Raw genomic sequence first — 26,314 nt, forward strand, 5'->3', positions numbered from 1 at the left:
GACCAGCGGTCTGTCACCGTTCTGCCATGGTGACGCAAGACGGCCGCGAGGGACATAGGGCCCAAAGCAGAACAGCGTAGGAAGCCTTACCCATATCTCGTAGAAGATTTAAGTGGAGCTTCACTGTCGTTCTGCCGAAGACTGCTGCCATGACGACGACCGCACGCTCCGCACCGCCCTTCGGCCGTGCCCTCTGCGCGATGATCACGCCGTTCGCCGACGGCGGCGGACTCGACCTCGGCGGGGCCCAGCGACTCGCCGACCGTCTGGTCTCCCTCGGCTGCGACGGCCTGGTGCTCTCCGGGACCACGGGAGAGTCGCCGACCACCACGGACGCCGAGAAGGCGGCGCTCGTCGAGGCGGTGCGGGAGGCGGTGGGCGGCCGGGCGTCGATCGTGGCGGGCGTCGGCACCTTCGACACGCGGCACACCGTGGAGCTCGCACTGGCCGCCGAGAAGGCGGGCGCCGACGGCGTGCTGGTGGTCAGCCCGTACTACAGCCTGCCTCCGCAGGACGCGCTGGAGGAGCACTTCCGGACGGTCGCCGACGCCTCGGGGCTGCCGGTCGTCCTCTACGACATCCCGGGCCGCACCGGCACCCGTATCGAGCCGGACACGATGCTCCGGCTCGCCGAGCACCCGCGGATCGTGGCGGTCAAGGACTGCTCCTACGACTTCCTCGCCGCCCAGAAGGTTCTCGCGCGCACGGACCTCGCGTACTACGCGGGCTGTGACGAGCACAACCTCGCGCTGTACGCGGTGGGCGGCGCCGGTTACATCAGCACGGTCGCCAACGTGGTCCCCGACCGGCTCCGCGCGGTCCTGGACGCGTTCGAGGCGGGCGACACCCCCGTGTCCGCCCGCCTCCAGCAACGCGCCACGCCGCTCATCGAGGCGATGATGTCGGCGGGCCTGCCCGGCGCGGTCACCGCCAAGGCCCTGCTGGGCGAACTCGGCCTGCCCGCCGGTCCGGTCCGCGCCCCGCTGCGGCCCGCCGGCCGCGAGGCGGTCGACGGGCTGCTCGCGGCGTACCGGGAGCTGACCGACGGCTGAAGCGGCGGCCGCTCAGCGGCGGGCGAAGACCGGATGCCAGGCCTTGAGGTCGTCGTACATCTGCTTCTGCACGCCGCTCAGCGGTACGACCTTGTCACTGCCGATCGTCACGACCACCAGCCGGGCACGGTACGGCTCGTCCAGGCCGCTCGCCCGCTCCCAGGCGACGAGCCGCCGGTCGTCGGCCCAGGCCAGCAGCTCACCGCCGCGGACCCTGGTGATCTCCTCGCCGCTTCGCGGGTCACGGATCGAGGAGTACGACTTGCCGGGGGCCACCTCCTTGGTGAGGCCGAGGGCGGCGAGCCGGCCGTTCGGGGACAGCCTGGCGGGAACGTCCGAGCGCAGGTACCTCTCGTCCGCCGGGGCCGCGACCTTGGCGCCCCGGTGGTCGTAGAACTGCTGCATGCCGTCCCGGCCGCCGATGACCTGCGCGTACATCAGGTCGCCGGCGCGGCTGAACGCGAAGTCCTGACGGGAGTTGGTGTTGCGGTCGAAGGCGACCGGCGTCCAGGCGCCCTCGCCGGAGGCCACGTCGAGGTCGTAGAAGCCGGACCGGCTGGAGTCACCGAACCCGGCTTCCCAGGCCCATACCTCCTTGTGCCGGCTGTCGCGCACCTTCACCTTGGTGCGCAGATCGGGATTCCCGTCGTACGTCGTGGCCACGAGCCTGCGGCCGTCGTCCGAGAACGCGAGCCCGCCGACGCCGTGCTCGACCTGGATCCACCGCTTCACCCTGCCCGTGGCCAGTTCGAGCAGACCGATCCGCTGGGCCGGCAGGTTCCGCTCCAGCACGGCGGCGGTCCTCAGGCCGGGGGCGACGGCGACGATCGACCACCGGGCGTCCTTCTCGTACGTGCCGGTCCTCGGGTCGAGCAGCCGGTAGGTGCGCTCCTGGACGGCCGTGTGCTCGGTCGTCGGCCGGTTGCGGACCGTGTAGTACGCGGCCAGTACCGCGTTCCCGGCCCCCACCAGCTCGCGCGGCGGCGACTGGTCCGGGTGAGCGGTGATGCCGTCCTTCCGCACGACGTCCGACGGACGCACGTCGCTCTTGCCTGACTCCAGCAGCGGTACCCCGACCGCGACGGCCACCACGGCGGCCGTGGCCGCGGCCATGGAGGCGAGCCTGCGGGCGCGGCGGCGCCGGCGGGTGGCCAGCACCCGGTCGGCGAACCCGCCCCCGGCCGACGGCTGTTCGGCGGCCAGTTCGCGCAGGGAGTCCCGCAGCAGTTCCTCGACGTTCACGGACGCACCTCCACGGGCGAGTAGTCACGGGACGGCGCGTCCGCGGCGTCCGGCCGGCCGAGCGCGCCCAGCTCCGGCGCGAGGGCGCGCAGCCGGGCGAGCGAGCGGTGGGTGGTGGACCGTACGGTGCCCACCGAGCAGCCGAGGATCCGCGCCACGTCGGCCTCCGGCAGGTCCTCGAAGTAGCGCAGCACCAGGACGGTGCGCTGCCGGGCGGTGAGACGGGCGAGCGCGCCGCGCATCAGCAGCCGCAGGTCGGCGTCGGCGGCGCCGTCCCGGCCGGCTCCGGTGTCCGGCGGTTCGGCGACCGTCAGCTCCCGTCTGCGCCACTTCAGCCGCCAGCGGCTGATCTGCTGCCGGTAGAGCACCTGCCGTACGTACGCCTCCGGTTCCTCGATCCGGCGCCACCGCCCCGCCGCCTTGATCAGGGCGTTCTGCAGCAGGTCCTCGGCGGCGTGCCGGTCGCCGCCGCTCAGCAGCACCGCCGTCCTCAGCAGCGCGGACGACCGGTGTTCCACGAACTCCCGGAAGCTGTCCTGCGCCTCGGCATCCATCGTCACCTTCGCCTTCCCCCGGGCGGACCGCTCGTCCGCCCCTGTGCCCCTTGTGACGCGCGCGGCCGCCGGGCGCTATGCCTGCGCCCCGGAAGATTCTCCGCCGGTCGCACCGGGATCTGCCGTAGGTTGTCCGTGTGCGCCGTCCGCTGCTCTTCCTCGACGTCGACGGTCCCCTCAACCCGTGGGCGGCCCAGCCGTACGGGCGTCCCGAGGGCTACACGACGATCGTCGTCGCCCTCCAGCCCGGCCGGGCCCTGCCCGTGTATCTGAACCCCGGGCACGGGGAGGCCCTCCTGACCCTCGACTACGACCTGTGCTGGGCCACCACGTGGATGGACGCGGCCAACCGCTGGATCGCCCCCGTCGTCGGGCTGCCCCCGCTGCCGTACGTCGACTTCGGCGCGGGCCTGTTCGCGCTGCGCCCCGACGGGGTGCACTGGAAGACGGAGGCGATCGTGGCGTACGCCGCGGGGCGTCCGTTCGCCTGGGTGGACGACGAACAGAGCCCGGCGGACGAGGAGTACGTGGGCCGCGCCCACCCGGGCGCCGCGCTGCTGCACCACGTCGACCCGCGCGTCGGCCTGCGCGAGGAGGACTTCACGGCACTGGCGGGGTTCGCGGCGGGGCTGCGGACCTGACGGCGGCCGTCGGCCCCGCTCGCACGAACGCCCTCCCGGGCCGGCCTCGGCCGCGGAAGGGCGTGGTCCACGTGGACGACCGCGGTGCGCGGTCGCCGGTGGTCAGTTGTGGCTGTGCAGGATCTCGTTCAGGCCGCCCCAGACCGCGTTGTTCGGGCGGGCCTCGACCGTGCCGGTGACCGAGTTGCGGCGGAAGAGGATGTTGGAGGCGCCGGAGAGTTCACGCGCCTTGACGATCTGGCCGTCGGGCATGGTGACGCGGGTGCCGGCGGTGATGTACAGCCCCGCCTCGACCACGCACTCGTCGCCGAGCGCGATGCCGACGCCGGCCTCGGCGCCGATGAGGCAGCGCTCGCCGACGGAGATGATGACGTTGCCGCCGCCGGAGAGGGTGCCCATGGTGGAGGCGCCGCCGCCGATGTCGGAGCCGTCGCCGATGACGACGCCCGCGGAGATCCGGCCCTCGACCATGGAGGTGCCGAGGGTGCCGGCGTTGAAGTTGACGAAGCCCTCGTGCATGACGGTGGTGCCCTCGGCGAGGTGCGCGCCGAGGCGGACGCGGTCGGCGTCGGCGATCCGGACGCCCTTGGGGGCCACGTAGTCGGTCATGCGCGGGAACTTGTCGATCGAGGTCACCTGCAGGTGCAGGCCCTCGGCACGGGCGTTGAGCCGTACCTTCTCCACGTCGTCGACGGCGACGGGACCGAGGGAGGTCCAGGCGACGTTGGCGAGGAAGCCGAAGATGCCGTCCAGGCTCTGGCCGTGCGGCCTGACCAGCCGGTGCGACAGCAGGTGGAGGCGCAGGTAGACGTCGTGCGCGTCGATCGGCTTCTCGTCCAGCGAGGAGATGACCGTACGGACCGCAACGACCTCGACGCCACGCCGGGCGTCCGGGCCGATCGCCTTCGCCGCGCCCTCGCCCAGCACTTCCACGGCCTGCTGCGCGGTCAGCCGCTCGGTACCGGACGGGCCGGGCTCGGCGGTCAGCTCGGGCGCGGGGAACCAGGTGTCGAGGACGGTGCCGTCGGCGGCGATCGTGGCGAGCCCGGCGGCCGCGGCGCCGGTCGTACGAGGAGCAGTCGTGTCGGTCATGAGGGCAACCTAACCGCCCGAAGGCCACCCAGGCCAACCAGCACCCCCGACATCTCAGGTGCCGAACGCCGCACCCCGCCGCCGTGACGCCCCACCGCTGCGCCGGGGCGGGCGGCGCGCACACCATCGGTCGGCCGACCGCCCCACCGCTGCGCCGGCGACGCCACACCCGTCCTCACGGCGGTCGGCGCGCGCTGTGCCGGGCCCACCGCACCACCCACTCGGCCTCCGCGCCCTCGCCCTCGCGCGGCCCGGTCCGCGTGGCATCCCGCGGCGCCGACAGCCCACCCCCGCGCCGACCGGTGTTCACGACGTGCTCACCCTCGACGGACCGGCCTTCCGGGGTTGTGGGGGCGTGCCGGGGGGTCGGGCGCGGAAGGCTCGTGGGCCCGCGGCCAGCAGGACCGCGCAGCCTGCCATCGCGCCCAGGCCGGCGCACAGCGGCCACAACACTCCCGGTGCCGCCTCGTACACCGCCCCGCCCAGCGGTGCCGCCAGCACCACCCCGCTGATCGACGCCCCCGCGTACAGCGACTGGAACCGCCCGAGCACATGCTCCGGCGCCTGGTCGGCGACGTACGCCGTGGCGGTGGTCTTGTACAGCGCCTCCCCGAGGGTCAGCGCGGCCATCATCACCACCGCCGTGCCGACGCCCGCGCCGAGCAGCAGTGCCGCGTACCCCGCGGCGACCAGCAGCAGGCCGGTCCCCACGATCCGCAGCGGCGACCTCCGCCGCAGCGTCAGCGCCACCGGCAGCTCCAGGCACAGCAGCAGGCCCCCGTTGACGGCGAGCAGCGCCCCGTACACCCGCGCGTCCATGCCGTGGTCGGCCAGGAAGACGGGGAAGGTGGAGTACTGCTGCCGGTAGACGACGTCGATGACGACGATCGCCGGCAACAGCACCAGCACCGCCGGCCGTGTCCGGAGCGCCGCCCACACCCCGCCCCGCCGTTCTGCGTGGGCGCGCGGCCGGCCGCCCGGCACGGCCGACGGCGGCGGCACCACCCGGGCCGTCCAGAGAGCCAGTCCCAGGCTGCCGAGCCCCTCCGCGAGGTACAGCCAGTCGTAGGAGAACCGGGTCGCGACCAGGGCGCCGAGCAGCGGGCCCAGCGTGAACCCCCCGTTGGACGCGGCCCGCATCACGGCGAACGCCTGCCGCCGCGCCCCCTCCGGCACGACGGCCGCGACCAGCGCGGACGCGGCGGCCCGCTGGACGCCGGACACGTACTGGGCCGTCGGCAGCGCGGCGAACAGCGCGGCCGTGGGCAGCAGTGGCACGGCGGCCAGCAGGAGACCGGAGGCCGCGGCCGCCGCGAGCAGGACCCGGTGATGGCCGAACCGGTCGCCGTACCAGCCGCCGGTGAAGTTGCCCGCGACGAGCCCGGTCCCGGCGATGCCGCTCAGCACTCCCGCCGCGCCCGCGTCCAGTCCGCGCGGCCCGGTCAGGTACAGGAACGTGAAGGCGAAGCTCACGCTCACGACCATGTTCACGAACGTCCCGCAGGCCAGCAGCCAGACCGGCCTCGGCACTTCTCGCAGACCTCGCACCCGTCTCCCCCGTCATCGGCCGACAGCCAAGTGAGTTCCTTTTGGGAACTTACTATGGACGCATGACAGCCTCGGGTCAACGACGACCCGTGCACGAAGGGACGGCACACCATGGCCCGCAGGACGAGCCTTGAGGACGCCACGTGCGCCATCGCCCAGGCCCTGGACGTCGTCGGCGACTGGTGGACGCTGCTGATCGTGCGGGACACGGCCCGCGGAGTGCATCGCTTCGACGCGTTGCAGGCCGAACTCGGCGTGTCCCGCAAGGTGTTGACCGAGCGGCTGCGCCTGCTGGTCGAAGCGGACGTACTGACCCGCGTGCCCTACCAGGAGCACCCGCCGCGCTACGAGTACCGCCTCACCCCGCGCGGACGCGCTCTGCTTCCCGTCCTGGTCGCGCTCCAGGACTGGGGCGACACCTGGGTCCTGGGCGACGGGAGTACCACGGCCACGGCCGCGGAGGCCTCGGCGGAGGCGCGGCGGGTGCACGATCTGGTGGGCACGCGGGTGCCCGAGCTCCGACTCCTGGACGACAGGGGCGAGTTGCGCGACCCGGTCGCCGCCGACAGCCCGTACACCGTGCTGTACTGCTTCCCCGGCGCCTACGCCCGCGCCGACTCCTATCCGCCGGGCTGGACGGACATCCCGGGCACGGCGGGCTGCACCCTGGAGTCGTGCACCTACCGCGACCGGCTGGAGGAGTTCACCGCGGCCGGCGCCGCGGTGCACGGGGTCTCCACCCAACGCCCGGACGAGCAACGGGCGTTCGCCGAGAAGGAGGGTCTGCGCTTCCCGCTCCTCTCGGACGCCGAGTTGTCGCTCGTCGCCGCCCTGCGCCTGCCGACGTTCCGTGCGGCGGGGGCCGGCCGGCTGAAGCGGCTCACGCTGGTCGTGGACCGCGAACGCGTGGTGCGCCAGGTGCTGTATCCGGTGACGGACATCGCGGGCAGCGTCACGACGGCCCTTGCGGCGGTACGCGGGTACGGGACGTGAACGGCTCGGGCGGCCCGCACTCCCCCGTGGTGCGGGCCGCCCGAACCGGGGATGTCAGCTCCGGTCGCCGGCCTTGTCCACCACGGCCGTCGCGACCAGCGAATCACCGCCGAGGATCTGGTCGCCGCTGACCATCCGCATGCCGACGATCCGGTACGTCCGCGGGTCGATGAGCCACTGATCCCGCATGCCCTGACCGCTCCGGAGGCCGGCGGTGCGGCCGTAGTCCAGTGCGACCGCCCGGCGTCCGGCCGCCGTCTGGACCAGATGGCCGGTCAGTTTCCCGCCGGGCAGGGTGGCCAGGGCCCGGTAGAGCGAGGCGAGCCCCTTGGCCGGCATCACCTTGGCATTCAGCAGGACGCTGATCTCCTTGTAGTCCGCCTCGGCCTGCGACCCGCCCTTGGGGTCGGCGATGGCGTTCGTCTCGCGCAGGTACTCCAGAGTCCCCTGGGCGTCGGCGGGCAGGGCGGCCAGCACCCGGTACATCTCCCGCGGCGAGCGGTCGTCGCCCTCCGCGCCGTTCTCCAGGTGCATCGGGATGACGGCGACCTTGCCGGTGTCCTCACCCTTGGCATTCCACTGCGGGGTCGCCGTCGCAGTGCCGTCGTAGCGCAGCCACGACTCCTGTACGGCCCCCAGCATGCCCCTGGCCTTGGCGCGCTTCTCGTCCAGCGGCTCCCGCGCTTGCTTGGTGTAGATCCACTGCTTGGCCTCGGGTACGGCGCCGTCCGACTCCGCCGCGAGCACGTCGGCGGCCCGCTGGAGGAACTCGGCCGCGCTCACCCCCTTCAGCCGCGGGCCGGGCGTGGCCGACGGGGAGGCCGCGGGCTGCACCCGGTGCCCCGTGCCACCGCCCACCAGCAGGGAGACCGTGACGGCGACGGCGGTCACCGCGGCCACCACCCCGACGATCACGAACTCCCGCCGCCGCCACAGTTCCCGGCGCCGCTCCCCCGCCCGCGCCGCCTCGAGCAGTCGCGCGCGCCCCGGCGCGAGCCGCGCCCGGTCGGGCACCGGCGCGTCGGCACGCAGCTCACGCACCTTCGTCAGCTCGTCCATCGTCACGCCACCTCCGCCGTGTCGCTCACGAACGCGGGATCGGCGCCCAGCGCCGTACGGACCTTGCGCCGCGCCCGGTTGAGCCGGGAGCGGACCGTCCCGACCGGGATGCCGAGGGCCTCGGCGACCTCCTGATAGGTGAGTTCGGCCCACGCCACGAGCAGCAGGACGTGCCGGTCGCCTGCCGACAGCGCGGCGAGCGCGCCGGCCAGCGGCCCCTGTGCCGCGATCCGGCTGTCGGTGTCCTCGACCCAGGTGGCGTCCCAGGACTCGGAGACCGGGTCGTGCCCGGTGCGGGCCAGCGCCTTGAGCGCCCGCACCTCGGCGCGGCGCTGCTTGCCGATGAGGTTGCCCGCGATGCCGTACAGCCAGGGGCGGGCGTTGGGGCGCGTCCGGTCGTAGCGGGAGCGGATGCGGAAGGCGATCAGAAAGGTGTCGGCCGTGAGGTCGTCGGCGGCGCCGTCGCCGAGGCGCCGGGCCGCGTACCGGTGGATGTCGGGCGCGTAGCGGTCGTAGAGGCGGGCGAAGAGTTCGGGCTGCTCCAGCGACTGCGCGACGACCTCGGCGTCGTCCTCCGGCCGTGCCGTGGACGGCGGTGGTCCGCTCACGAGGCTCCCCCTGGGTTCGTCGGTGCGTGCGTGTCACCCCCTGTTCCCCGGTGGGCGGTGGAGAGTTCACGGTTTTCCGGAGGAAGCCCGCGGGTCAGGGAATCATCCGCGCCAGCACCTCACGCGCGTACCCCTCGTCGTACGGCGTCCCCGTCAGCAGCACCTGCAGGCAGATGCCGTCCAGGAGGGCGACGAGCGCCCGGGCCGTGACGGGGTCCGTGCGGTGGGCGAGGCGGTCGGCGAGGGCCGTCATCTGCTCGGCGACGACGGGGCGCAGGGCGGGGCGGCGCAGGGCGGCCAGGTAGAGCTCGTACTCCAGCTCGATGCCGGTGGGGTCGCCGGCGAGCCAGTCGCCGAGCAGGCCCGCGAGTTCGGCGGCCAGGTCTCCGCCCGGGTCCGTCAGGCCGCCGCGGGCGGCGACCGCCTTGGTGAAGCCCTCGTCGGCCTGGCGCAGAGCGGCGACCATCAGCTCGTCGAGGGTCTTGAAGTGGTACGTCGTCGAGCCGAGCGGGACGTCGGCCTCGGCGGCGACCGTGCGATGGGTCAGCCCGGCGAGACCCTTGGCGCCGACCACCCGGATCGCGGCGTCGATGATCCGCTGGCGCCGGTCGGGGTCGTAGCGGCGGGGCATCAGTGCGCGCCCCCCAGGTTGAGGACCACCACTCCGACGATGATCAGGGCGATCCCGGCCGCCTTGGTCATCGTCATCCCCTCACCGAAGAAGAGCAGGCCGATGGTGGCGATGGCGGCGGTGCCGATGCCCGACCAGATGGCGTAGGCGGTGCCGACGGAGAGGGTCTTCAGGGTCTGCGCGAGCAGGACGAAGGAGACGACGTATCCGACGACGGTCACCAGCGACGGCACCAGCCGGCTGAAGCCCTCGCTGAACTTCATGGCGGTCGTGGCGCCGACCTCGGCGGCGATGGCGACGCCGAGCAAGAGGTATCCCATGTGTACGAGCGTACACAGGGGGAGTCGAGGCGGGAAGGGAAAGGGACCGAGGAGGGGGTGTGAAGTCCCGTGCGCGACGGGTGGCGCTTCATCATCCCGTAAGCGAGTTTTTGCAAGGACGTTGGATATTCGCGGAAATCGCTTGCCGAAACATCTCCCCCAACTCGCCCCGGCTCCACTAGTGTTTCACCGCTCAATCACCCCACCCTCACACCCCCGGCCGCCGCCATGGGCGCCGCTGGAGGAACAGCGCATGCCAGAAATTACGCCCGAGCCCTCTCGCGAACCCTGGGAGAACGGCTGGGCACCCGACACGTCCCGCGCACCGGGCACCCGAAGACTGTGGCTGGCCGGCGGACTCGCCATGGCCACCGTCATCACCTGCGTGATGGCCGTGGCCGTGATGGACACGGGCGCCGACCGTGACTCCAAGGCGTCGCAGGATCCGTCGTCCGCCGAGACCGTGCCCGGTCTGATCTCCTTCGCCTCGCCCTCCGTCAAGAACGCGACGGCACCCCCGGGCGGCAAGAGCGGTATGTCGTCGACGCGTCCCAGCACCTCCGCCGAGCCCCAGGAGGACGGCTCGCCGTCCGCGGCGCGGAGCGCGAAACCCTCCAAGTCCTCCGGCTCGCATGCGGGTTCACCGTCCAAGCCGAAACCGTCGGCCACCTGGCGGTCCGTCGAATCGGTCAACTACCCCGACCGCTACTGGCACGTGAGCGGCGGCTACGTGAAGCTCGACCCCCTCGGCGGCTCCGAGTCCCGCCAGGACTCCACGTTCAAGGTGGTCAAGGGCCTGGCCGACGGCTCCTGTTACTCGTTCGCCACGCAGGACGGCACCTATCTGCGCCACCGCAACTTCCTGCTGCGCGACGAGCCGGACGACGGCTCGGCCCTCTTCCGGCAGGACGCGACCTTCTGCCCTCGCGCCTCCGCCTACTCGGGCGCGGTCATGCTGGAGTCGGTGAACTACCCGGGCCGCTTCCTGCGCCACCAGGACTTCCAGCTGAAGCTCGACCCGTTCCAGAACAGCTCGCTCTACCTGGCGGATTCCGCGTTCCGGCTGGTGGGCGGGGTGGCCTGACACCACGGAACGGCGGCACCACAGCACGAAGCGGCGGCACCCGCGAGGGGTGCCGCCGCTTTTTGTCCTGAGGAAGTCTCAGACGTTGAACCCGAGCGCCCGCAACTGCTCACGCCCGTCGTCCGTGATCTTGTCCGGGCCCCACGGCGGCATCCAGACCCAGTTGATGCGCAGTTCGTTGACGAGGCCGTCCGTCGCGGACTTGGCCTGGTCCTCGATGACGTCCGTCAGCGGACAGGCCGCGGACGTCAGGGTCATGTCGATCGTCGCGATGTTCGCGTCGTCGATGTGAATGCCGTAGATCAGGCCGAGGTTGACGACGTCGATGCCCAGCTCGGGGTCGACGACGTCGTACAGCGCCTCGCGGATCTCCTCCTCCGAGGCCGGCTTCATCTCAACGGTCTCGCTCATGCCGTCTTCCTTTCGGCGTCGGCGCCCAGCGCCTGGGCCGTCGCGTCCTTCCACGCCATCCAGCTGAGGAGGGCGCACTTGACCCGGGCCGGGTACTTGGAGACGCCGGCGAACGCGACCGCGTCCTCCAGCACCTCCTCCATCGCGTCGTCCGGCTCGATCCGGCCCTTGGACTGCATCAGCTCCAGGAAGGTCTCCTGGATCTTCTGCGCGTCCGACAGGTCCTTGCCGACCAGCAGTTCGTTCAGCACCGAGGCCGAGGCCTGGCTGATCGAGCAGCCCTGGCCCTCGTAACTGACGTCCTCGATCCGCTTGCCGTCGTACTTCACGCGGAGGGTGATCTCGTCGCCGCACGTCGGGTTCACGTGGTGCACCTCGGCGTCGCCGTCCCGGAGACCACGCCCGTGCGGGTGCTTGTAGTGGTCCAGGATGACTTCCTGGTACATCGAGTCCAGCTTCATGCGATCGCTCGTCCCATCAGCCGAAGAAGTTCCGTACGTGCTCCAGCCCCTCGACCAGTGCGTCGATCTCGGCCGGCGTGGAGTACAGATAGAACGACGCTCGCGTGGTCGCGGGAATTCCGTACCGGAGGCAGACGGGGCGGGCGCAGTGGTGGCCCACGCGGACCGCGATGCCCTGCTCGTCCAGTACCTGGCCCACGTCGTGCGGGTGGATGTCGCCGAGCGTGAAGGAGATCGCCGCGCCCCGGTCCTCGGCCGTCGTCGGGCCGATGATCCTGAGGTCCGGGACCTCCGACAGCCGCTTGACGGCGTACTCGGTCAGCGCGTGCTCATGGGCGAGGATCTTGTCCATGCCGATCGCGTCGAGGTAGTCGATCGCCGCGCCCAGGCCCACGGCCTGCGCGATCGGCGGGGTGCCCGCCTCGAACTTGTGCGGCGCGGGAGCGTAGGTCGAGGAGTGCATCGACACCGTCTCGATCATCTCGCCGCCGCCGAGGAACGGAGGCAGGTCCTCCAGCAGCTCCTGACGGCCCCAGAGCACGCCGATGCCGGTCGGGCCGCACATCTTGTGGCCGGTGAAGGCCACGAAGTCGGCCTGCAGGGCCTGCACGTCAACCGGCATGTGCGGGGCGGCCTGCGAGGCGTCGATGCAGACGAGGGCACCGACCTCCTGCGCGCGCCGGATGATCGTCTCGACCGGGTTGACCGTGCCCAGGATGTTCGACACCAGCACGAAGGAGACGATCTTCGTCTTCTCGGTGATGACCTCGTCGATGTTGGACAGGTCGAGACGGCCGTCGTCGGTCAGGCCGAACCACTTCAGCTTCGCGCCCGTGCGCTGCGCGAGCAGCTGCCACGGCACGATGTTGGAGTGGTGCTCCATCTCCGTGATGACGATCTCGGTCTCGTGGTCCACCCGGTAGGGCTCGTCGGCCCAGCCCAGCATGTTGGCCACGAGGTTGAGCGACTCGGAGGCGTTCTTGGTGAAGATCACCTCGTCGCGGCTCGGCGCGTTGATGAACGCCGCGACCTTGTCGCGCGCGCCCTCGTACAGCGCCGTGGCCTCCTCGGCGAGCACATGCACACCCCGGTGGACGTTGGCGTTGTAGCGCTCGTAGTACTCGGCGAGGGCGTCCAGCACCTGGCGCGGCTTCTGCGAGGTCGCCGCGTTGTCCAGGTACACGAGCTTCTGCCCGTCGTGGACCTGGCGGTCCAGGATGGGGAAGTCCTTGCGGATCGCCTCGGTGTCGAGGAGGCCCGGCAGCTGTGTCACGCGGATACGCCACCCTTCGTGTATGCCTCGTAGCCCTCGTTTTCCAGCTTGTCGGCGAGCTCGGCGCCGCCGGACTCGACGATGCGGCCGCCGGAGAAGACGTGGACGAAGTCGGGCTTGATGTAGCGCAGGATGCGCGTGTAGTGCGTGATCAGCAGGGTGCCGACCTCGCCGGACTCGCGGACGCGGTTGACGCCCTCGGAGACGACACGCAGCGCGTCGACGTCCAGGCCGGAATCCGTCTCGTCGAGGATCGCGATCTTCGGCTTGAGCAGTTCGAGCTGAAGGATCTCGTGGCGCTTCTTCTCACCGCCGGAGAAGCCCTCGTTGACGTTGCGCTCGGCGAAGGAGGAGTCCATGTGCAGGCGCTCCATGGCCTCCTTGACCTCCTTCACCCAGGTGCGCAGCTTGGGGGCCTCGCCGCGGATCGCGGTGGCGGAGGTGCGCAGGAAGTTGGAGACCGAGACGCCGGGGACCTCGACCGGGTACTGCATCGCCAGGAACAGGCCGGCACGGGCGCGCTCGTCGACGGACATCTCCAGGACGTCCTCGCCGTCGAGGGTGACGGTGCCGCCGGTGATCGTGTACTTCGGGTGGCCCGCGAGGGAGTAGGCGAGGGTCGACTTGCCGGAGCCGTTGGGGCCCATGATGGCGTGCGTCTCGCCCTGCTTCACGGTCAGGTCGACACCCTTGAGGATCTCCTTCGTGGCGTTGTCGGCCTCGACGGTGACGCGCAGGTCTCGGATTTCAAGCGTTGCCATGGGTGCCTCAGGACTCCTGGTTGAGGGAGACGAGAACGTCGTCCCCTTCGATCTTTACGGGGTATACGGGGACGGGGCGCGTCGCGGGGAGGCCGGACGGCTTGCCGGTGCGCAGGTCGAAGCTGGAGCCGTGCAGCCAGCACTCGATCTGGCAGTCCTCCACCTCGCCCTCGGAGAGGGAGACGTTCGCGTGCGAGCAGATGTCGTGGATCGCGAACACCTCGCCCTCGGTCTTGACGACCGAGACCGGCGTGCCGTCGAGTTCCACCCGCTTCGGGGTGTCCTCCTCCAGCTCGCTCAGCCCGCAGGCGCGTACGAACGCTGACATCAGACCGACGCCTCCAGCTCCTCGTCGATCTTCTCCAGCAGGCGCGCCTCGATGTCGTCGACGCCGATCTGCTGGACCAGCTCGGCGAAGAAGCCGCGGACCACCAGGCGACGGGCCTCGTCGGCGGGGATGCCGCGGGCCATCAGGTAGAAGAGCTGCTCGTCGTCGAAGCGGCCGGTGGCGGAGGCGTGGCCGGCGCCGATGATCTCGCCGGTCTCGATCTCGAGGTTCGGCACCGAGTCGACGCGGGCGCCGTCGGTCAGCACGAGGTTGCGGTTCATCTCGTAGGTGTCCGTGCCCTCGGCCTTGGCCTCGATGAGCACGTCGCCGATCCACACCGCGTGGGCGCTGTCGCCCTGGAGCGCGCCCTTGTAGACGACGTTGGACTTGCAGTGCGGGGCGTTGTGGTCGACCAGGAGGCGGTGCTCCTGGTGCTGGCCGGCGTCCGTGAAGTACAGCCCGAGCAGCTCGGCCTCGCCGCCGGGACCGGCGTAGGAGACGCGCGGGTGCAGGCGTACGAGGTCGCCGCCGAAGGTCACCACGACCGACTTGAAGCTCGCGTCCCGCCCGACGAGGGCGTTGTGCTGGGCCACGTGCACGGCCTTGTCGTCCCAGTCCTGGACGGAGACGACGGTGAGCTTGGCGCCGTCGCCCAGGATGTAGTCGACGTTGGCGGCGAGCACGGCGTCACCGGTGTGGTCGATGACGACGACGGCCTCGGCGAAGGCGCCCAGTTCGATCACCTGGTGGCCGAAGCGGGTTCCGCCCTCGCCGTGCACGGCGATCCGGATGGGCTCGGTGAGGACCGTCTCCTTGGGGACGGTGACCACGCCGGCCTTCTCGAACGCCGAGAACGCCTGGGCGGCGATGCGGTCCACGGGGGTGCCGGCCCTGCCGATCCGGGGGTCGCCGCGGTCGACGGTCTCGACGGTGACGCCCTCGGGGGCGTCCACCGCGACCTTGACCCCGTCGCCGCCGGCGACGGCGGTGCCGTCGTGCAGCCCGCGCAGGCGCTCCAGCGGGGTGAACCGCCACTCCTCCTCGCGGCCGTGCGGGACGGGGAAGTCCGCCACGTCGAAGGAGGGGGGCGCGCTCATGCGCGTGGCGACGGTCGACTCGGCGGCCACCGCGATCTGGCCGGCGGTCGTGCTGCCCACCGGGATGTTCTGAGCCTCAGCCATGGCTGTCGGTCTGCTCTCTTCCTACGTCAGAATTGCTGGCTGCTTAACCGGGGGGCCGGTCCTAACCGACCGCGCCCTCCATCTGCAGCTCGATCAGCCGGTTGAGCTCGAGGGCGTACTCCATGGGCAGCTCCTTCGCGATGGGCTCGACGAAGCCGCGCACGATCATCGCCATCGCCTCGAACTCGCTGAGGCCGCGGCTCATCAGGTAGAAGAGCTGGTCGTCGGAGACCTTGGAGACGGTGGCCTCGTGCCCCATGGACACGTCGTCCTCGCGGACGTCCACGTAGGGGTACGTGTCGGAGCGGGAGATGGTGTCGACGAGCAGCGCGTCGCACAGCACGTTCGACTTGGAGCCGTGGGCGCCCTCGCCGATCTCGACCAGACCGCGGTAGGAGGTACGGCCGCCGCCGCGCGCCACCGACTTGGAGACGATGTTGGAGGAGGTGTTCGGCGCCATGTGGACCATCTTGGAGCCGGCGTCCTGGTGCTGGCCCTCGCCCGCGAAGGCGATGGACAGGGTCTCGCCCTTGGCGTGCTCGCCCATCAGGTAGACGGCCGGGTACTTCATCGTCACCTTGGAGCCGATGTTGCCGTCGATCCACTCCATGGTGGCGCCCTCGTAGGCGACGGCGCGCTTGGTGACCAGGTTGTAGACGTTGTTCGACCAGTTCTGGATGGTCGTGTAGCGGCAGCGGGCGTTCTTCTTGACGATGATCTCGACGACCGCGGAGTGCAGCGAGTCCGACTTGTAGATCGGCGCGGTGCAGCCCTCGACGTAGTGCACGTAGGCACCCTCGTCGACGATGATCAGGGTCCGCTCGAACTGGCCCATGTTCTCCGTGTTGATACGGAAGTAGGCCTGGAGCGGGATCTCCACCTGGACGCCCGGCGGCACGTAGATGAAGGAGCCGCCCGACCACACCGCGGTGTTCAGCGACGCGAACTTGTTGTCGCCGACCGGGATGACCGTGCCGAAGTACTCCTTGAAGAGCTCCGGGTGCTCCTTCAGGGCGGTGTCGGTGTCCAGGAAGATGACGCCCTGCTCCTCCAGGTCCTCGCGGATCTGGTGGTAGACGACCTCGGACTCGTACTGGGCCGCGACACCGGCGATGAGGCGCTGCTTCTCCGCCTCGGGGATGCCGAGCTTGTCGTACGTGTTCTTGATGTCCTCGGGCAGGTCCTCCCAGGACTCCGCCTGCTTCTCCGTGGAGCGCACGAAGTACTTGATGTTGTCGAAGTCGATGCCCGACAGGTCCGAGCCCCAGTTCGGCATGGGCTTCTTGTCGAACAGGCGCAGGCCCTTGAGACGGAGCTTGGTCATCCACTCCGGCTCGTTCTTCTTGGCGGAGATGTCCCGGACGACTTCCTCGCTGAGACCGCGCTTCGCCGAGGCACCGGCTTCGTCGGAGTCCGCCCAGCCGTATTCGTACTTGCCCAGGCCCTCAAGCTCAGGGTGGGCAGTCTCCTCGATGGGGAGAGTCATGCGGGGTTCCTCCCGGCCGTGCTTGCAGATGCGTTGTGAGTGATCTCGGAAATCTTTGGGATGAACGTCGTGCAGACGCCGTCGCCGTGCGCGATGGTCGCCAGTCGCTGGACGTGGGTACCCAGCAGCTGGGAGAAGATCTCGGTCTCCGCCTCGCAGAGCTGGGGGAACTTTTCCGCGACATGGGCGACGGGGCAGTGGTGCTGGCACAGCTGCTCGCCGACCGGTGCGCTGCGCGCCGTAGCAGCGTACCCGTCCGCGCTCAGGGCCTTGGCCAGCGCTTCCGTGCGCTCTTCGGGGGCGGCGGCCTCGATCGCCCTGCGGTAGGCGTCGGCCTGCTCGGCGATCCTCGCGCGCGCGAAGGCGACGACCGCCTCGTCCCCGCCGAACCGCTCCTGGATGAAGCGCAGGGCGTCCGCGGCGAGCTTGTCGTACGACTGGTCGAAGGCGTCGCGGCCGCAGTCGGTGAGCGCGAACACCTTCGCGGGGCGGCCACGCGTACGCGTGCCGTACACCCGCTGCTCCCGCGCCTCGACGACGTCGTCGGCGACCAGCGCGTCCAGATGCCGTCGTACGGCGGCCGGGGTCAGGCCCAGCCGGCCGGCCAGCTCGGTGACGGTCGACGGCCCGTGGTCCAGGATGGACCGCGCGACCCGGTTGCGGGTGGACCGCTCCCCGGTCGCGAGCTCCTCGTGGGGGGTCCCCGTGGGGGTCTCCCGAGCCTCGCCGACGTTTTTCACAACGCCATTGTTGCGTAATTCCTCTGGACCGGGCAAGCGGCGTCCGGAGGACCGGACGGTGCCCTGCGTCACTTAGGTTCACCTAACTGACCTGCGCGAACGATCTTTGATCGATCAAACAGGTGGCACAGGGCAGACCCGTGGGTAAGACTCCCCACCATGGCAACACCCCCTCCGACCGGCCCACTCGTCACGCGGGACACACTGGCCGCAGAGCTGCGCGGGCTCCGCGTCCACAGCGGAGAGACCCTCCTGGTGCACTCCTCCCTCAGCAGTCTCGGCTGGGTCTGCGGCGGTGCCGTCGCGGTGGTCCAGGCCCTGCTGGAGGCGGTCGGCCCGGACGGCACGATCGTCGTTCCCACCCAGACCGGCGACATCTCCGACCCGGCGCTGTGGAACAGCCCGCCGGTGCCCGAGGAGTGGTGGGCGCGGATCCGGGCCTCGATGCCCGCGTACGACCCGCTGGTCACCCCCACGCGCGGGGTCGGCGTCGTCCCGGAGACCGTGCGCACCTGGCCGGGCGCCCTGCGCAGCGCGCACCCCCAGACGTCCTTCGCCGCGGTCGGCCCGGCCGCGGCGCGGATCGTCGACGGACACGCGACGGACTGCCGGCTGGGCGAGCACAGCCCGCTGGCCAGGCTGGAGGAGATGGGCGCCCGGGTGCTGCTCCTGGGCGCCGGCTACGGGTCGTGCACCAGCTTCCACCTGGCCGAGTACCGCATCCCCTCCCCGCTGGTCGGCGTGGGCCGTCCCGTGCCGGGCGGCGGCTGGGAGACGGTGATCGAGGTGTCGATCACCTCGGCCCGCTTCGACGAGCTGGGCCACGACTTCGAGCGGGACCGTCCCGTCGTACGGGGAAAGGCGGGCGCGGCCGACGTGCGGCTGTTCCCCGTGGCGGACGCGGTGGCCTACGCCGAGCGGTGGCTGCCGCTGCACCGCTCACGCGAGGAGGAGATGGCAACGGGTGCGGATCCGGCACCCGCCCGTCGGAGCCGGGCGCCGCGTACCTAGACTCGGGCCCATGCGAAGTGAGCCCGTGGTCCAGGTTCAGGCCCTGGTGAAGCGGTACGGCACGAAAACCGCCGTGGACGGCCTCGACCTGGTGGCCGAGGCGGGCGTGACCGCCGTACTCGGTCCGAACGGCGCGGGCAAGACGACGACCGTCGAGACCTGCGAGGGGTACCGCAGACCGGACTCTGGCGCGGTGCGCGTCCTCGGCCTCGACCCGGTGCGCCAGGCCCGTGACCTGCACCCCCGCATCGGCGTGATGCTCCAGTCCGGAGGCGTGTACTCCGGCGCGCGGGCCGACGAGATGCTCCGGCACGTGGCGAAGCTGCACGCGAACCCGCTGGACGTGGACGCCCTCATCGAGCGCCTCGGCCTCGGCTCCTGCGGCCGTACGACGTACCGCCGCCTCTCCGGCGGCCAGCAGCAGCGTCTGGCGCTGGCCATGGCCGTGGTCGGCCGCCCCGAGCTGGTCTTCCTGGACGAGCCGACCGCCGGCCTCGACCCGCAGGCCCGCCACGCCACCTGGGACCTGGTCCGTGACCTGCGCGCGGACGGCGTCTCGGTGATCCTCACCACGCACTACATGGAGGAGGCCGAGCAGCTCGCCGACGACGTCGCGATCATCGACGCGGGCCGGGTCATCGCACACGGCTCCCCGGAGGAGCTGTGCCGGGGCGGGGCCGAGAACACCCTGCGCTTCGTCGGCCGCCCCGGCCTGGACGTGGGGTCGCTGCTCAAGGCGCTCCCGGCCGACTGCTCGGCCGCCGAGCTGACGCCGGGCTCGTACCGGGTCGTCGGCAAGGTCGACCCGCAGCTGCTGGCGACGGTGGCGTCCTGGTGCGCGCAGCACGGCGTGATGCCGGACAGGATCTCGGTGGAACGGCACACCCTCGAAGACGTTTTTCTGGAGCTGACGGGCAAGGAGCTGCGCTCGTGACGACGGTCACCGGTACCTACGCGCCGAAGCCGGGCGCGGCCCCTCTGCCCCGCATGATCGCGGCCCAGACGGCGCTGGAGACGAAGATGCTGCTGCGCAACGGCGAGCAGCTGCTCCTGACGGTCGTGATCCCGACCCTGCTGCTGGTCCTGTTCAGCTCGGTGGACATCGTGGACACCGGCAAGGGCGATGCGGTGGACTTCCTCGCCCCCGGCATCCTCGCGCTCGCGGTCATGTCCACGGCCTTCACCGGCCAGGCCATCGCCACGGGCTTCGAACGCCGCTACGGCGTCCTCAAGCGCCTCGCCTCCTCCCCGCTGCCCCGCTGGGGCCTGATGACGGCGAAGACGGCGTCCGTGCTGGTCACGGAGGTCCTACAGGTGATCCTGCTGACGGTGATCGCCTTTGCCCTGGGCTGGTCCCCGCAGGGGAACCCGCTCGCCGCCGTCCTCCTGATCGTCCTTGGCACGGCGGCCTTCTCGGGCCTGGGCCTGCTCATGGCGGGCACCCTGAAGGCCGAGGCGACCCTGGCCGCCGCCAACCTGGTCTTCCTGCTGCTGCTCGTGGGCGGCGGGGTGATCGTGCCGCTCGACAAGTTCCCGCAGGCAGCGCAGGACGTCCTGGGCCTGTTGCCGATCTCGGCCCTGTCGGACGGCCTGCGGGACGTGCTGCAGCACGGCGCCGGCATGCCGTGGGGCGACCTGGGGATCCTGGCCGCGTGGGCGGTCGTGGGGCTGGCCGCGGCGGGGAAGTTCTTCCGCTGGGAGTAGCAGGGAAGTGAGCGGTCATGGACCCTCGTGAAAGCGTGCACAAGCGGCGGCCTACGATGGTGCCCGTGCCATACGTGACCCGCGCCGACGCCCTCGCGGCCGTGCGCAACCCGCTCGCCCTCATCGCCGCACGCTGGACCCCGACACCCCGGACGGTTCGGCGGGCGGCCCTTTCCGCGCTCGTGATGTCGGTGGTCATCGTGGTCACCGGCGGCGCGGTACGCCTCACCGGTTCCGGGCTCGGCTGCCCGACCTGGCCGAAGTGCACCGCCGACTCGCTCACCACGACCAGTGCGATGGGCTTCCACGGCGTGATCGAGTTCGGCAACCGCATGCTGACCTACGTGCTCTGCGCGGCCGTCGGCTGGGCGATCGTCGCCGCGCGCTCGGAGAAGCCGTACCGGCGCAGTCTGACCCGGCTGGGCTGGGCGCAGTTCTGGATCGTGATGGGCAACGCGATCCTGGGCGGCATCGTGGTGCTGGTCGGCCTCAACCCGTACACGGTCGCGGCGCACTTCCTGCTCTCGTCCGCGCTGATCGCCGTGGCCACCGTCATGTGGCAGCGCACCCGCGAGGGTGACGGGGCGCCCCGGCCGCTGGTCGGCAGGCCCGTGCAGCAGATGGTGTGGTTCCTGGTGCTGGCCGCCACGCTGCTCATCGCGGTCGGCACGGTGGTCACCGGCGCGGGCCCGCACGCCGGTGACTCCCGCGAGGTCGAGCGGATGCCGCTGGACTGGGAGACGGTCAGCAAGCTGCACGCCGTACTGGCCTGGATCGTGGTCACGCTGACGTTCGCCCTGTGGTTCGTCCTCAAGGCGGTCGACGCTCCCCCGGCCCCCCTCGCCCGCACCCGCGAGCTCTTCGTGATCCTGCTCGCCCAGGGCGTCATCGGTTACGTCCAGTACTTCACCAAGCTCCCCGAGGCCCTGGTGGGCCTGCACATGCTCGGCTCGTGCCTGGTGTGGATCGGTGTCCTGCGGGTGCTGCTGGCGCTGCGCGAACGGCCGGAGGTGGTGGCCGACCTGCCGGGGCCGTCGGCCGAGATGACGATCGGCACGCGCGCGTAGGCCGTACGGCTCACTCCAGCCCGTACACCCGCCGGGCGTTGCCCGCCGCCACCAGCCCCGCCACCCGCTGGGCGTCCGCCGGCGACCACGCCCCCTCGGCCACCCAGCGGCCCAGCACCCGTCCGAGCGCCTCCCGGAAGAGGCGGGCGCCCACCACGTGGAGCTCGGGCAGCCCGTGCGCCCCGCTGGAGAAGAGGATCTTGCCGAAGGGGGCCAGTTCCAGGATCTCGGCGAGCACGGTCGCGGCACGGGCGCCGGTACGCACCAGGGCGGCACCCGAGTCGGCGTAGACGTGCGGGAAGGCGCCTGCGAGGTGGGCGGCGTGCCGGTGGTACGGGTAGCCGTGCAGCAGGACCAGGTCCGTGCCGAGACCGGCCGTGGCGCGGACGAAGTCGGTGAGCAGCACGGGGTCGGTGCGGTCGATGCGCTGACCCGGTTCGCCGAGCCCCGCGTGCAGCTGGAGCGGCAGGCCGGAGCCGACCGCGACCCACAGCAGGTGCCGCAGCAGGACGGGGTCGGTCAGCCGGCCCCCGACCCGCCGGCCGGACAGCCAGCGGCCCGCCGCGCCCCGCACCTCCCCGGGCCCCGGCGGCTCGGGCGCCAGGGCAAGGCCGTGGCGGGTGCCGGCGACCGAGGTGAAGGCGACGGCGCCAGCGGCGGCGCCGTGCACCGACTCGGCGAGGTTGGCGAGGAAGGACTCGACGGTGCCGGAGGTGTCGGCGACCTGCTCGGCCAGTAATTCCAGGCGGACGATCTCACGGGCCTCGGCCGCGCTCGCGGAGGCCAGTTCGTCCGGCCCGGTCAGATCGCCGGGCAAACCCGTGTCGACGAGGTACGTCGTGATCCCGCTCCCGCGCAGCAGTCTGCGGCCCGCCTCCAGGACGCCGAGTTCACGACGGCGGGCGAGGTAACGGGCGGGATGACAGTGCGGTTCCATGCCCAGCAGGGGCGGGCACCAGCGCCGTACGGCGAAACCCGTCTGGGTGTCGAAGAGCGTGGTGCCCGGGGCGGGCGGACCCTCGGTGCGGGCCAGCTGGGCCTCGAAGGTGCCGAGGCCCAGCTCGGTTCTCAGTACGCCGTGGCAGTACTGGTCCACGAGGGACGGCGTTTCGATCATCCGGGCTCTCCGTCTATTACTGGACCGTTGCTCCTTAACAGGTCCTAACGGGTGAACCGGTCATGAGGTGTTGGTGTGACACACCCCGTGCGAAATCGCCGGAAGCGGTCAGCTGTTCGCCGGACCGCCGAGCTGGATGCCCGCCATCCGCGACCACTCGTACCGCCCGGTGCGCACCTTCGCCGCGAATTCGCCGTCGAAGTCCTCGTGGACCGTGATCCCGGCCTTCTGGACGGCCTTCTCGGCGAGTTCGTACGAGGGCGCCACGAGGTCGCCCCAGCCGCCGTCCTCGCCGACGAGGACGATGCGCGCGCCGCGCTCGCCGATGTGGGCCACCTGCCCCTCGGCTCCGCCGTGCGCCTTGGAGAAGGCGCTGATCCGCTTGGCGAGCCTCGCCACCTTGCGCTCGGCCTTCGCGTCAACCTGCTGCGTGTCTGCCATGGCCAGGATGCTACCGACGGGTAGATCAAACGGCGACGGGCGGGGTGCGTGGCTTTGACCACGCACCCCGCCCGTCGGGCGGTACCGGGGTGTCAGCGCAGGAAGGGGTCCACCGCGATCGCCACGAACAGCAGCGACACATAGGTGATGGACCAGTGGAACAGGCGCATCTCCTTCAGCTTCGCGCCGGTCGTCTCCGCCTTCGCGCGGGTCTGCAGCGCGTGCGCCTCCCACAGCCACCAGCCGCCCGCCGCCAGGGCGACCAGGGTGTAGAACCAGCCCGTGTAACCGAGGGGGGTGAGCAGCAGGGAGACGGCCACCATCACCCAGCTGTAGATCACGATCTGCCGGGCGACGACCTTGTTGGAGGCGATGACCGGCAGCATCGGCACGCCCACGCGCGCGTAGTCGTCCTTCACCTTCATCGACAGCGGCCAGTAGTGCGGCGGCGTCCAGAAGAAGATCACCAGGAACAGGATGACCGGGGCCCAGGAGAGGGAGTCGGTGACGGCCGACCAGCCGATCAGCACGGGCATGCAGCCCGCGATGCCGCCCCACACGATGTTCTGCGAGGTACGGCGCTTGAGGATCATCGTGTAGACGACGACGTAGAAGAGGAGCGCGCCGAGGGAGAGCCAGGCCGACAGCCAGTTGACTGTGAGGCCGAACAGGAGCGTGGAGACCACCGCCAGGGTGACACCGAAGGCCAGGCACTCGCGCGGGCTCACCATGCCGGTGACCAGCGGTCGCTGCGAGGTGCGGTCCATCAGCGCGTCGATGTCGCGGTCGATGTACATGTTCAGCGCGTTGGCGCCGCCCGCCGACAGGTAGCCGCCCACGCAGGTGAGCAGCACCAGCGTCAGGTCCGGTACACCCCGCTGGGCGAGGAACATCACCGGAACGGTGGTGATGAGCAGGAGCTCGATGATCCGCGGCTTGGTCAGCGCCACGAACGCCTTGACACGGGCCCCGAACGGCCGGTGACGCGGGCTCTCGCTCGCACCGATTACCCCCGCTGGACGGGATTCGACGGCCGTCACGCACACCCCTACAGAGACATCCCAGCGAGCCTCGCCCGTGTGAAGTACGGGTAAAGGCTCGCGCGTACCACGCCACTGTAGACGTTGCCCATACCCCGGCCTTCGCGGGGGTGGGGTCGTGTTGGCGAGGGCCCACAGAAGGTCGTACGCAAGCTCGATTGAGCAGTCGGATGAGCGGCTGCGTATTCAGTTGCCGAATGGGCTCCAGCCCAGTCGGGAGGCGGAGGCCGCGCAGTCCCGGCAGTCTGGAATGACTCGAAAAAATGCACGTTCTTACAGGGGTAGGCTCGACAACGGCCGGTGGGCGTCCAGTGCGCCGGCATTCGACATGCGTGACATGTGGAGAGGAGCCCTGACTCAGGGTGAGCACCAAGCCGACCACCACAGACCTCGAGTGGACCGAGTTGGACCAGCGGGCCGTGGACACCGCCCGCGTCCTGGCCGCCGACGCCGTACAGAAGGTCGGCAACGGCCATCCGGGTACGGCCATGAGCCTGGCGCCCGCCGCCTACACCCTCTTCCAGAAGGTGATGCGGCATGACCCGGCCGACCCGGACTGGGTTGCCCGCGACCGCTTCGTGCTGTCCGCCGGCCATTCGTCCCTGACCCTCTACACGCAGCTCTACCTGGCCGGCTTCGGCCTGGAGCTGGACGACCTGAAGGCCTTCCGTACCTGGGGCTCGAAGACCCCCGGCCACCCGGAGTACGGCCACACCAAGGGCGTCGAGACGACGACCGGCCCGCTCGGCCAGGGTGTCGCCAACGCCGTGGGCATGGCGATGGCCGCGCGCTACGAGCGCGGTCTGTTCGACCCGGAGGCCCCGCAGGGCGAGTCCCCGTTCGACCACTTCGTCTACTGCATCGCCGGTGACGGCTGCCTTCAGGAGGGCATCTCCGCCGAGGCGTCCTCGATGGCCGGCCACCAGAGGCTCGGCAACCTGATCCTGCTGTGGGACGACAACCACATCTCGATCGAGGGCGACACCGAGACGGCCGTCTCCGAGGACACCGTCAAGCGCTACGAGGCGTACGGCTGGCACGTGCAGCGGATCGCCCCGAAGCCGGACGGCGACCTGGACCCGCACGCCATCTACAACGCGATCGAGGCCGCCAAGCAGGTGACGGACCGGCCGTCCTTCATCGCGATGCGCTCGATCATCGCCTGGCCCGCCCCGAACGCCCAGAACACCGAGGCCGCCCACGGCTCCGCGCTCGGCGACGACGAGGTGGCCGCCACCAAGCGCGTGCTGGGCTTCGACCCGGAGAAGACCTTCGAGGTCTCCGACGACGTCATCAAGCACACCCGGCAGGCGCTGGAGCGGGGCCGCGAGGCGAAGGCCGAGTGGGAGAAGTCGTTCCAGCTGTGGCGCGAGAACAACGCCGAGCGGGCCGCCGACTTCGACCGCGTCAGCAAGGGCGAGCTGCCGGCCGGCTGGGAGGACAAGGTCCCGGTCTTCGAGCCCGGCAAGGGCGTCGCCACGCGCGCCGCGTCCGGCAAGGTGCTGCAGGCGCTCGGCGCGGTGATCCCGGAGCTGTGGGGCGGCTCGGCCGACCTGGCCGGCTCCAACAACACGACCATCGACAAGACGTCGTCGTTCCTGCCGGCGGACAACCCGCTGCCGGAGGCCAGCCCCTACGGCCGCACCCTGCACTTCGGCATCCGCGAGCACTCCATGGCCGCGGAGATGAACGGCATCACCCTGCACGGCAACACCCGTGTCTACGGCGGCACCTTCCTGGTGTTCTCCGACTACATGCGCAACGCCGTACGCCTGTCCGCGCTGATGCACCTGCCGGTGACGTACGTGTGGACGCACGACTCCATCGGCCTCGGCGAGGACGGCCCGACCCACCAGCCGGTCGAGCACCTCGCGTCGCTGCGCGCCATCCCCGGCCTCAACGTCGTGCGTCCGGCCGACGCCAACGAGACCGCGATCGCCTGGCGCGAGATCCTCAAGCGCTGGACCAAGGAGTACGGCAAGGGCGCCCCGCACGGGCTGGCTCTCACGCGTCAGGGCGTGCCGACGTACGAGCCCAACGACGACGCCGCCAAGGGCGGTTACGTCCTGTTCGAGGCGGAGGGCGGCGAGGCCCAGGTCGTTCTGATCGCCACCGGCTCCGAGGTGCACGTCGCCGTCGAGGCGCGCGAGGCGCTCCAGGCCGACGGGGTGCCGACGCGGGTCGTGTCCATGCCGTCCGTGGAGTGGTTCGAGGAGCAGGACCAGGGGTACCGGGACAGCGTTCTGCCGCCGCACGTGAAGGCGCGGGTCGCGGTCGAGGCCGGTATCGGTCTGACCTGGCACAAGTACGTGGGGGACGCCGGCCGCATCGTTTCCCTGGAGCACTTCGGTGCCTCCGCCGACGGCAAGGTGCTCTTCCAGGAGTACGGCTTCACCGCCGAGAACGTGGCCGCCCAGGCCCGGGAATCCCTCGCCGCCGCCCAGCGCTGACGCCCGTATACGACACGTA

28 protein-coding genes are annotated in these 26,314 nt (G+C 71.1%); 9 read left to right on the plus strand and 19 right to left on the minus strand.

What is annotated here, in order from left to right; genetic code table 11:
- The first annotated feature begins 149 nt into the window (after positions 1-149).
- Positions 150-1,052 (plus strand): 4-hydroxy-tetrahydrodipicolinate synthase, encoded by a 903-nt coding sequence (gene dapA, locus FBY22_RS30455; protein ID WP_142151189.1) that lies wholly within the window; start codon positions 150-152, stop codon positions 1,050-1,052.
- A gap of 12 nt (positions 1,053-1,064) precedes the next feature.
- Here the strand turns inward: dapA and FBY22_RS30460 are convergent, their stop codons facing one another.
- Together FBY22_RS30460 and FBY22_RS30465 are read right to left on the minus strand one after the other, a co-directional pair.
- Positions 1,065-2,294 (minus strand): WD40 repeat domain-containing protein, encoded by a 1,230-nt coding sequence (locus FBY22_RS30460; protein WP_142151190.1) that lies wholly within the window; start codon positions 2,292-2,294, stop codon positions 1,065-1,067.
- Complete coding sequence (locus tag FBY22_RS30465; protein WP_142152567.1) at positions 2,291-2,848, minus strand: SigE family RNA polymerase sigma factor; 558 nt, start codon at positions 2,846-2,848, stop codon at positions 2,291-2,293. Before FBY22_RS30465 ends, FBY22_RS30460 begins: the two co-directional genes overlap by 4 nt.
- A gap of 137 nt (positions 2,849-2,985) precedes the next feature.
- On the opposite strand from FBY22_RS30465, the gene FBY22_RS30470 reads away from it, so the two are divergent.
- Positions 2,986-3,489 (plus strand): hypothetical protein, encoded by a 504-nt coding sequence (locus tag FBY22_RS30470; RefSeq protein ID WP_142151191.1) that lies wholly within the window; start codon positions 2,986-2,988, stop codon positions 3,487-3,489.
- Positions 3,490-3,591: 102 nt separating this feature from the next.
- On the opposite strand, the gene dapD is transcribed toward FBY22_RS30470, so the two are convergent.
- A complete protein-coding gene (gene dapD, locus FBY22_RS30475; RefSeq protein ID WP_142151192.1) occupies positions 3,592-4,581 on the minus strand; it encodes a 2,3,4,5-tetrahydropyridine-2,6-dicarboxylate N-succinyltransferase in 990 nt (329 codons plus the stop codon).
- 306 nt (positions 4,582-4,887) lie between these two features.
- Complete coding sequence (locus FBY22_RS30480) at positions 4,888-6,120, minus strand: MFS transporter (protein ID WP_399212565.1); 1,233 nt, start codon at positions 6,118-6,120, stop codon at positions 4,888-4,890.
- A gap of 120 nt (positions 6,121-6,240) precedes the next feature.
- On the opposite strand from FBY22_RS30480, the gene FBY22_RS30485 reads away from it, so the two are divergent.
- The gene (locus FBY22_RS30485; RefSeq protein ID WP_142151194.1) at positions 6,241-7,122 is read left to right on the plus strand and encodes a winged helix-turn-helix transcriptional regulator; all 882 of its coding nucleotides are present in this window, start codon (positions 6,241-6,243) and stop codon (positions 7,120-7,122) included.
- Positions 7,123-7,176: 54 nt separating this feature from the next.
- On the opposite strand, the gene FBY22_RS30490 is transcribed toward FBY22_RS30485, so the two are convergent.
- The 4 genes from FBY22_RS30490 to FBY22_RS30505 all read right to left on the minus strand — a co-directional run bounded on the left by FBY22_RS30490 (position 7,177) and on the right by FBY22_RS30505 (position 9,740).
- Positions 7,177-8,181 carry a CU044_5270 family protein gene (locus FBY22_RS30490; RefSeq protein WP_142151195.1) on the minus strand — a complete coding sequence of 335 codons (1,005 nt, stop codon included), beginning with the start codon at positions 8,179-8,181 and terminating at the stop codon, positions 7,177-7,179.
- A gap of 2 nt (positions 8,182-8,183) precedes the next feature.
- Complete coding sequence (locus FBY22_RS30495; protein WP_142151196.1) at positions 8,184-8,789, minus strand: RNA polymerase sigma factor; 606 nt, start codon at positions 8,787-8,789, stop codon at positions 8,184-8,186.
- Positions 8,790-8,883: 94 nt separating this feature from the next.
- Positions 8,884-9,420: a TetR/AcrR family transcriptional regulator gene (locus FBY22_RS30500; protein WP_142151197.1), complete on the minus strand. Its 537-nt coding sequence runs from the start codon at positions 9,418-9,420 to the stop codon at positions 8,884-8,886.
- Complete coding sequence (locus FBY22_RS30505) at positions 9,420-9,740, minus strand: multidrug efflux SMR transporter (protein WP_142151198.1); 321 nt, start codon at positions 9,738-9,740, stop codon at positions 9,420-9,422. The genes FBY22_RS30500 and FBY22_RS30505 overlap by 1 nt, the downstream gene beginning before the upstream one ends.
- 253 nt (positions 9,741-9,993) lie before the next feature.
- Here FBY22_RS30505 and FBY22_RS30510 point away from each other — a divergent pair, with 253 nt between their 5' ends.
- The gene (locus tag FBY22_RS30510; protein WP_142151199.1) at positions 9,994-10,824 is read left to right on the plus strand and encodes an AbfB domain-containing protein; all 831 of its coding nucleotides are present in this window, start codon (positions 9,994-9,996) and stop codon (positions 10,822-10,824) included.
- 78 nt (positions 10,825-10,902) lie between these two features.
- Here FBY22_RS30510 and FBY22_RS30515 read toward each other — a convergent pair whose 3' ends face one another.
- From FBY22_RS30515 to FBY22_RS30550, 8 genes are all read right to left on the minus strand, one after another.
- On the minus strand, positions 10,903-11,235 hold the full coding sequence (locus FBY22_RS30515; protein ID WP_058926035.1) for a metal-sulfur cluster assembly factor: 333 nt from the start codon (positions 11,233-11,235) through the stop codon (positions 10,903-10,905).
- Positions 11,232-11,696 (minus strand): Fe-S cluster assembly sulfur transfer protein SufU, encoded by a 465-nt coding sequence (gene sufU, locus FBY22_RS30520; RefSeq protein WP_142151200.1) that lies wholly within the window; start codon positions 11,694-11,696, stop codon positions 11,232-11,234. Before sufU ends, FBY22_RS30515 begins: the two co-directional genes overlap by 4 nt.
- A gap of 16 nt (positions 11,697-11,712) precedes the next feature.
- Positions 11,713-12,969 carry a cysteine desulfurase gene (locus FBY22_RS30525; protein WP_142151201.1) on the minus strand — a complete coding sequence of 419 codons (1,257 nt, stop codon included), beginning with the start codon at positions 12,967-12,969 and terminating at the stop codon, positions 11,713-11,715.
- The gene (sufC, locus tag FBY22_RS30530; protein WP_142151202.1) at positions 12,966-13,730 is read right to left on the minus strand and encodes a Fe-S cluster assembly ATPase SufC; all 765 of its coding nucleotides are present in this window, start codon (positions 13,728-13,730) and stop codon (positions 12,966-12,968) included. Before sufC ends, FBY22_RS30525 begins: the two co-directional genes overlap by 4 nt.
- 7 nt (positions 13,731-13,737) lie before the next feature.
- Positions 13,738-14,058 (minus strand): non-heme iron oxygenase ferredoxin subunit, encoded by a 321-nt coding sequence (locus tag FBY22_RS30535; RefSeq protein WP_058926031.1) that lies wholly within the window; start codon positions 14,056-14,058, stop codon positions 13,738-13,740.
- Positions 14,058-15,239: a Fe-S cluster assembly protein SufD gene (sufD, locus tag FBY22_RS30540; protein ID WP_142151203.1), complete on the minus strand. Its 1,182-nt coding sequence runs from the start codon at positions 15,237-15,239 to the stop codon at positions 14,058-14,060. The genes FBY22_RS30535 and sufD overlap by 1 nt, the downstream gene beginning before the upstream one ends.
- A gap of 61 nt (positions 15,240-15,300) precedes the next feature.
- Positions 15,301-16,725, minus strand: coding sequence for a Fe-S cluster assembly protein SufB (gene sufB / locus FBY22_RS30545; protein WP_142151204.1), 1,425 nt, complete (start codon positions 16,723-16,725; stop codon positions 15,301-15,303).
- Positions 16,722-17,465: a metalloregulator ArsR/SmtB family transcription factor gene (locus tag FBY22_RS30550; RefSeq protein WP_142151205.1), complete on the minus strand. Its 744-nt coding sequence runs from the start codon at positions 17,463-17,465 to the stop codon at positions 16,722-16,724. The genes sufB and FBY22_RS30550 overlap by 4 nt, the downstream gene beginning before the upstream one ends.
- Before the next feature lie 159 nt (positions 17,466-17,624).
- Between FBY22_RS30550 and FBY22_RS30555 the strand changes: the two genes are divergently transcribed.
- The 4 genes from FBY22_RS30555 to FBY22_RS30570 are packed head-to-tail and all read left to right on the plus strand — an operon-like array spanning position 17,625 to position 21,247.
- Complete coding sequence (locus FBY22_RS30555; protein WP_142151206.1) at positions 17,625-18,476, plus strand: aminoglycoside N(3)-acetyltransferase; 852 nt, start codon at positions 17,625-17,627, stop codon at positions 18,474-18,476.
- A 10-nt stretch (positions 18,477-18,486) separates the two neighbouring features.
- Entirely contained in the window at positions 18,487-19,410 is a 924-nt protein-coding gene (locus FBY22_RS30560; protein WP_142151207.1) for an ABC transporter ATP-binding protein, read from the plus strand.
- A gap of 53 nt (positions 19,411-19,463) precedes the next feature.
- Entirely contained in the window at positions 19,464-20,180 is a 717-nt protein-coding gene (locus FBY22_RS30565) for an ABC transporter permease (RefSeq protein ID WP_260845328.1), read from the plus strand.
- 56 nt (positions 20,181-20,236) lie between these two features.
- The gene (locus FBY22_RS30570) at positions 20,237-21,247 is read left to right on the plus strand and encodes a heme A synthase (protein ID WP_142152568.1); all 1,011 of its coding nucleotides are present in this window, start codon (positions 20,237-20,239) and stop codon (positions 21,245-21,247) included.
- A 10-nt stretch (positions 21,248-21,257) separates the two neighbouring features.
- Here FBY22_RS30570 and FBY22_RS30575 read toward each other — a convergent pair whose 3' ends face one another.
- From FBY22_RS30575 to FBY22_RS30585, 3 genes are all read right to left on the minus strand, one after another.
- Positions 21,258-22,364, minus strand: coding sequence for an amidohydrolase family protein (locus FBY22_RS30575; RefSeq protein ID WP_142151209.1), 1,107 nt, complete (start codon positions 22,362-22,364; stop codon positions 21,258-21,260).
- Between the two features lie 108 nt (positions 22,365-22,472).
- The gene (locus tag FBY22_RS30580) at positions 22,473-22,805 is read right to left on the minus strand and encodes a hypothetical protein (protein WP_174267298.1); all 333 of its coding nucleotides are present in this window, start codon (positions 22,803-22,805) and stop codon (positions 22,473-22,475) included.
- A 92-nt stretch (positions 22,806-22,897) separates the two neighbouring features.
- The gene (locus FBY22_RS30585; protein WP_142151211.1) at positions 22,898-23,851 is read right to left on the minus strand and encodes a heme o synthase; all 954 of its coding nucleotides are present in this window, start codon (positions 23,849-23,851) and stop codon (positions 22,898-22,900) included.
- Between the two features lie 356 nt (positions 23,852-24,207).
- Between FBY22_RS30585 and tkt the strand changes: the two genes are divergently transcribed.
- A complete protein-coding gene (tkt, locus tag FBY22_RS30595; protein ID WP_142151212.1) occupies positions 24,208-26,295 on the plus strand; it encodes a transketolase in 2,088 nt (695 codons plus the stop codon).
- The last annotated feature ends 19 nt before the right edge of the window (positions 26,296-26,314 follow it).

It is taken from the genome of Streptomyces sp. SLBN-31, assembly GCF_006715395.1.
Classification (GTDB): domain Bacteria; phylum Actinomycetota; class Actinomycetes; order Streptomycetales; family Streptomycetaceae; genus Streptomyces.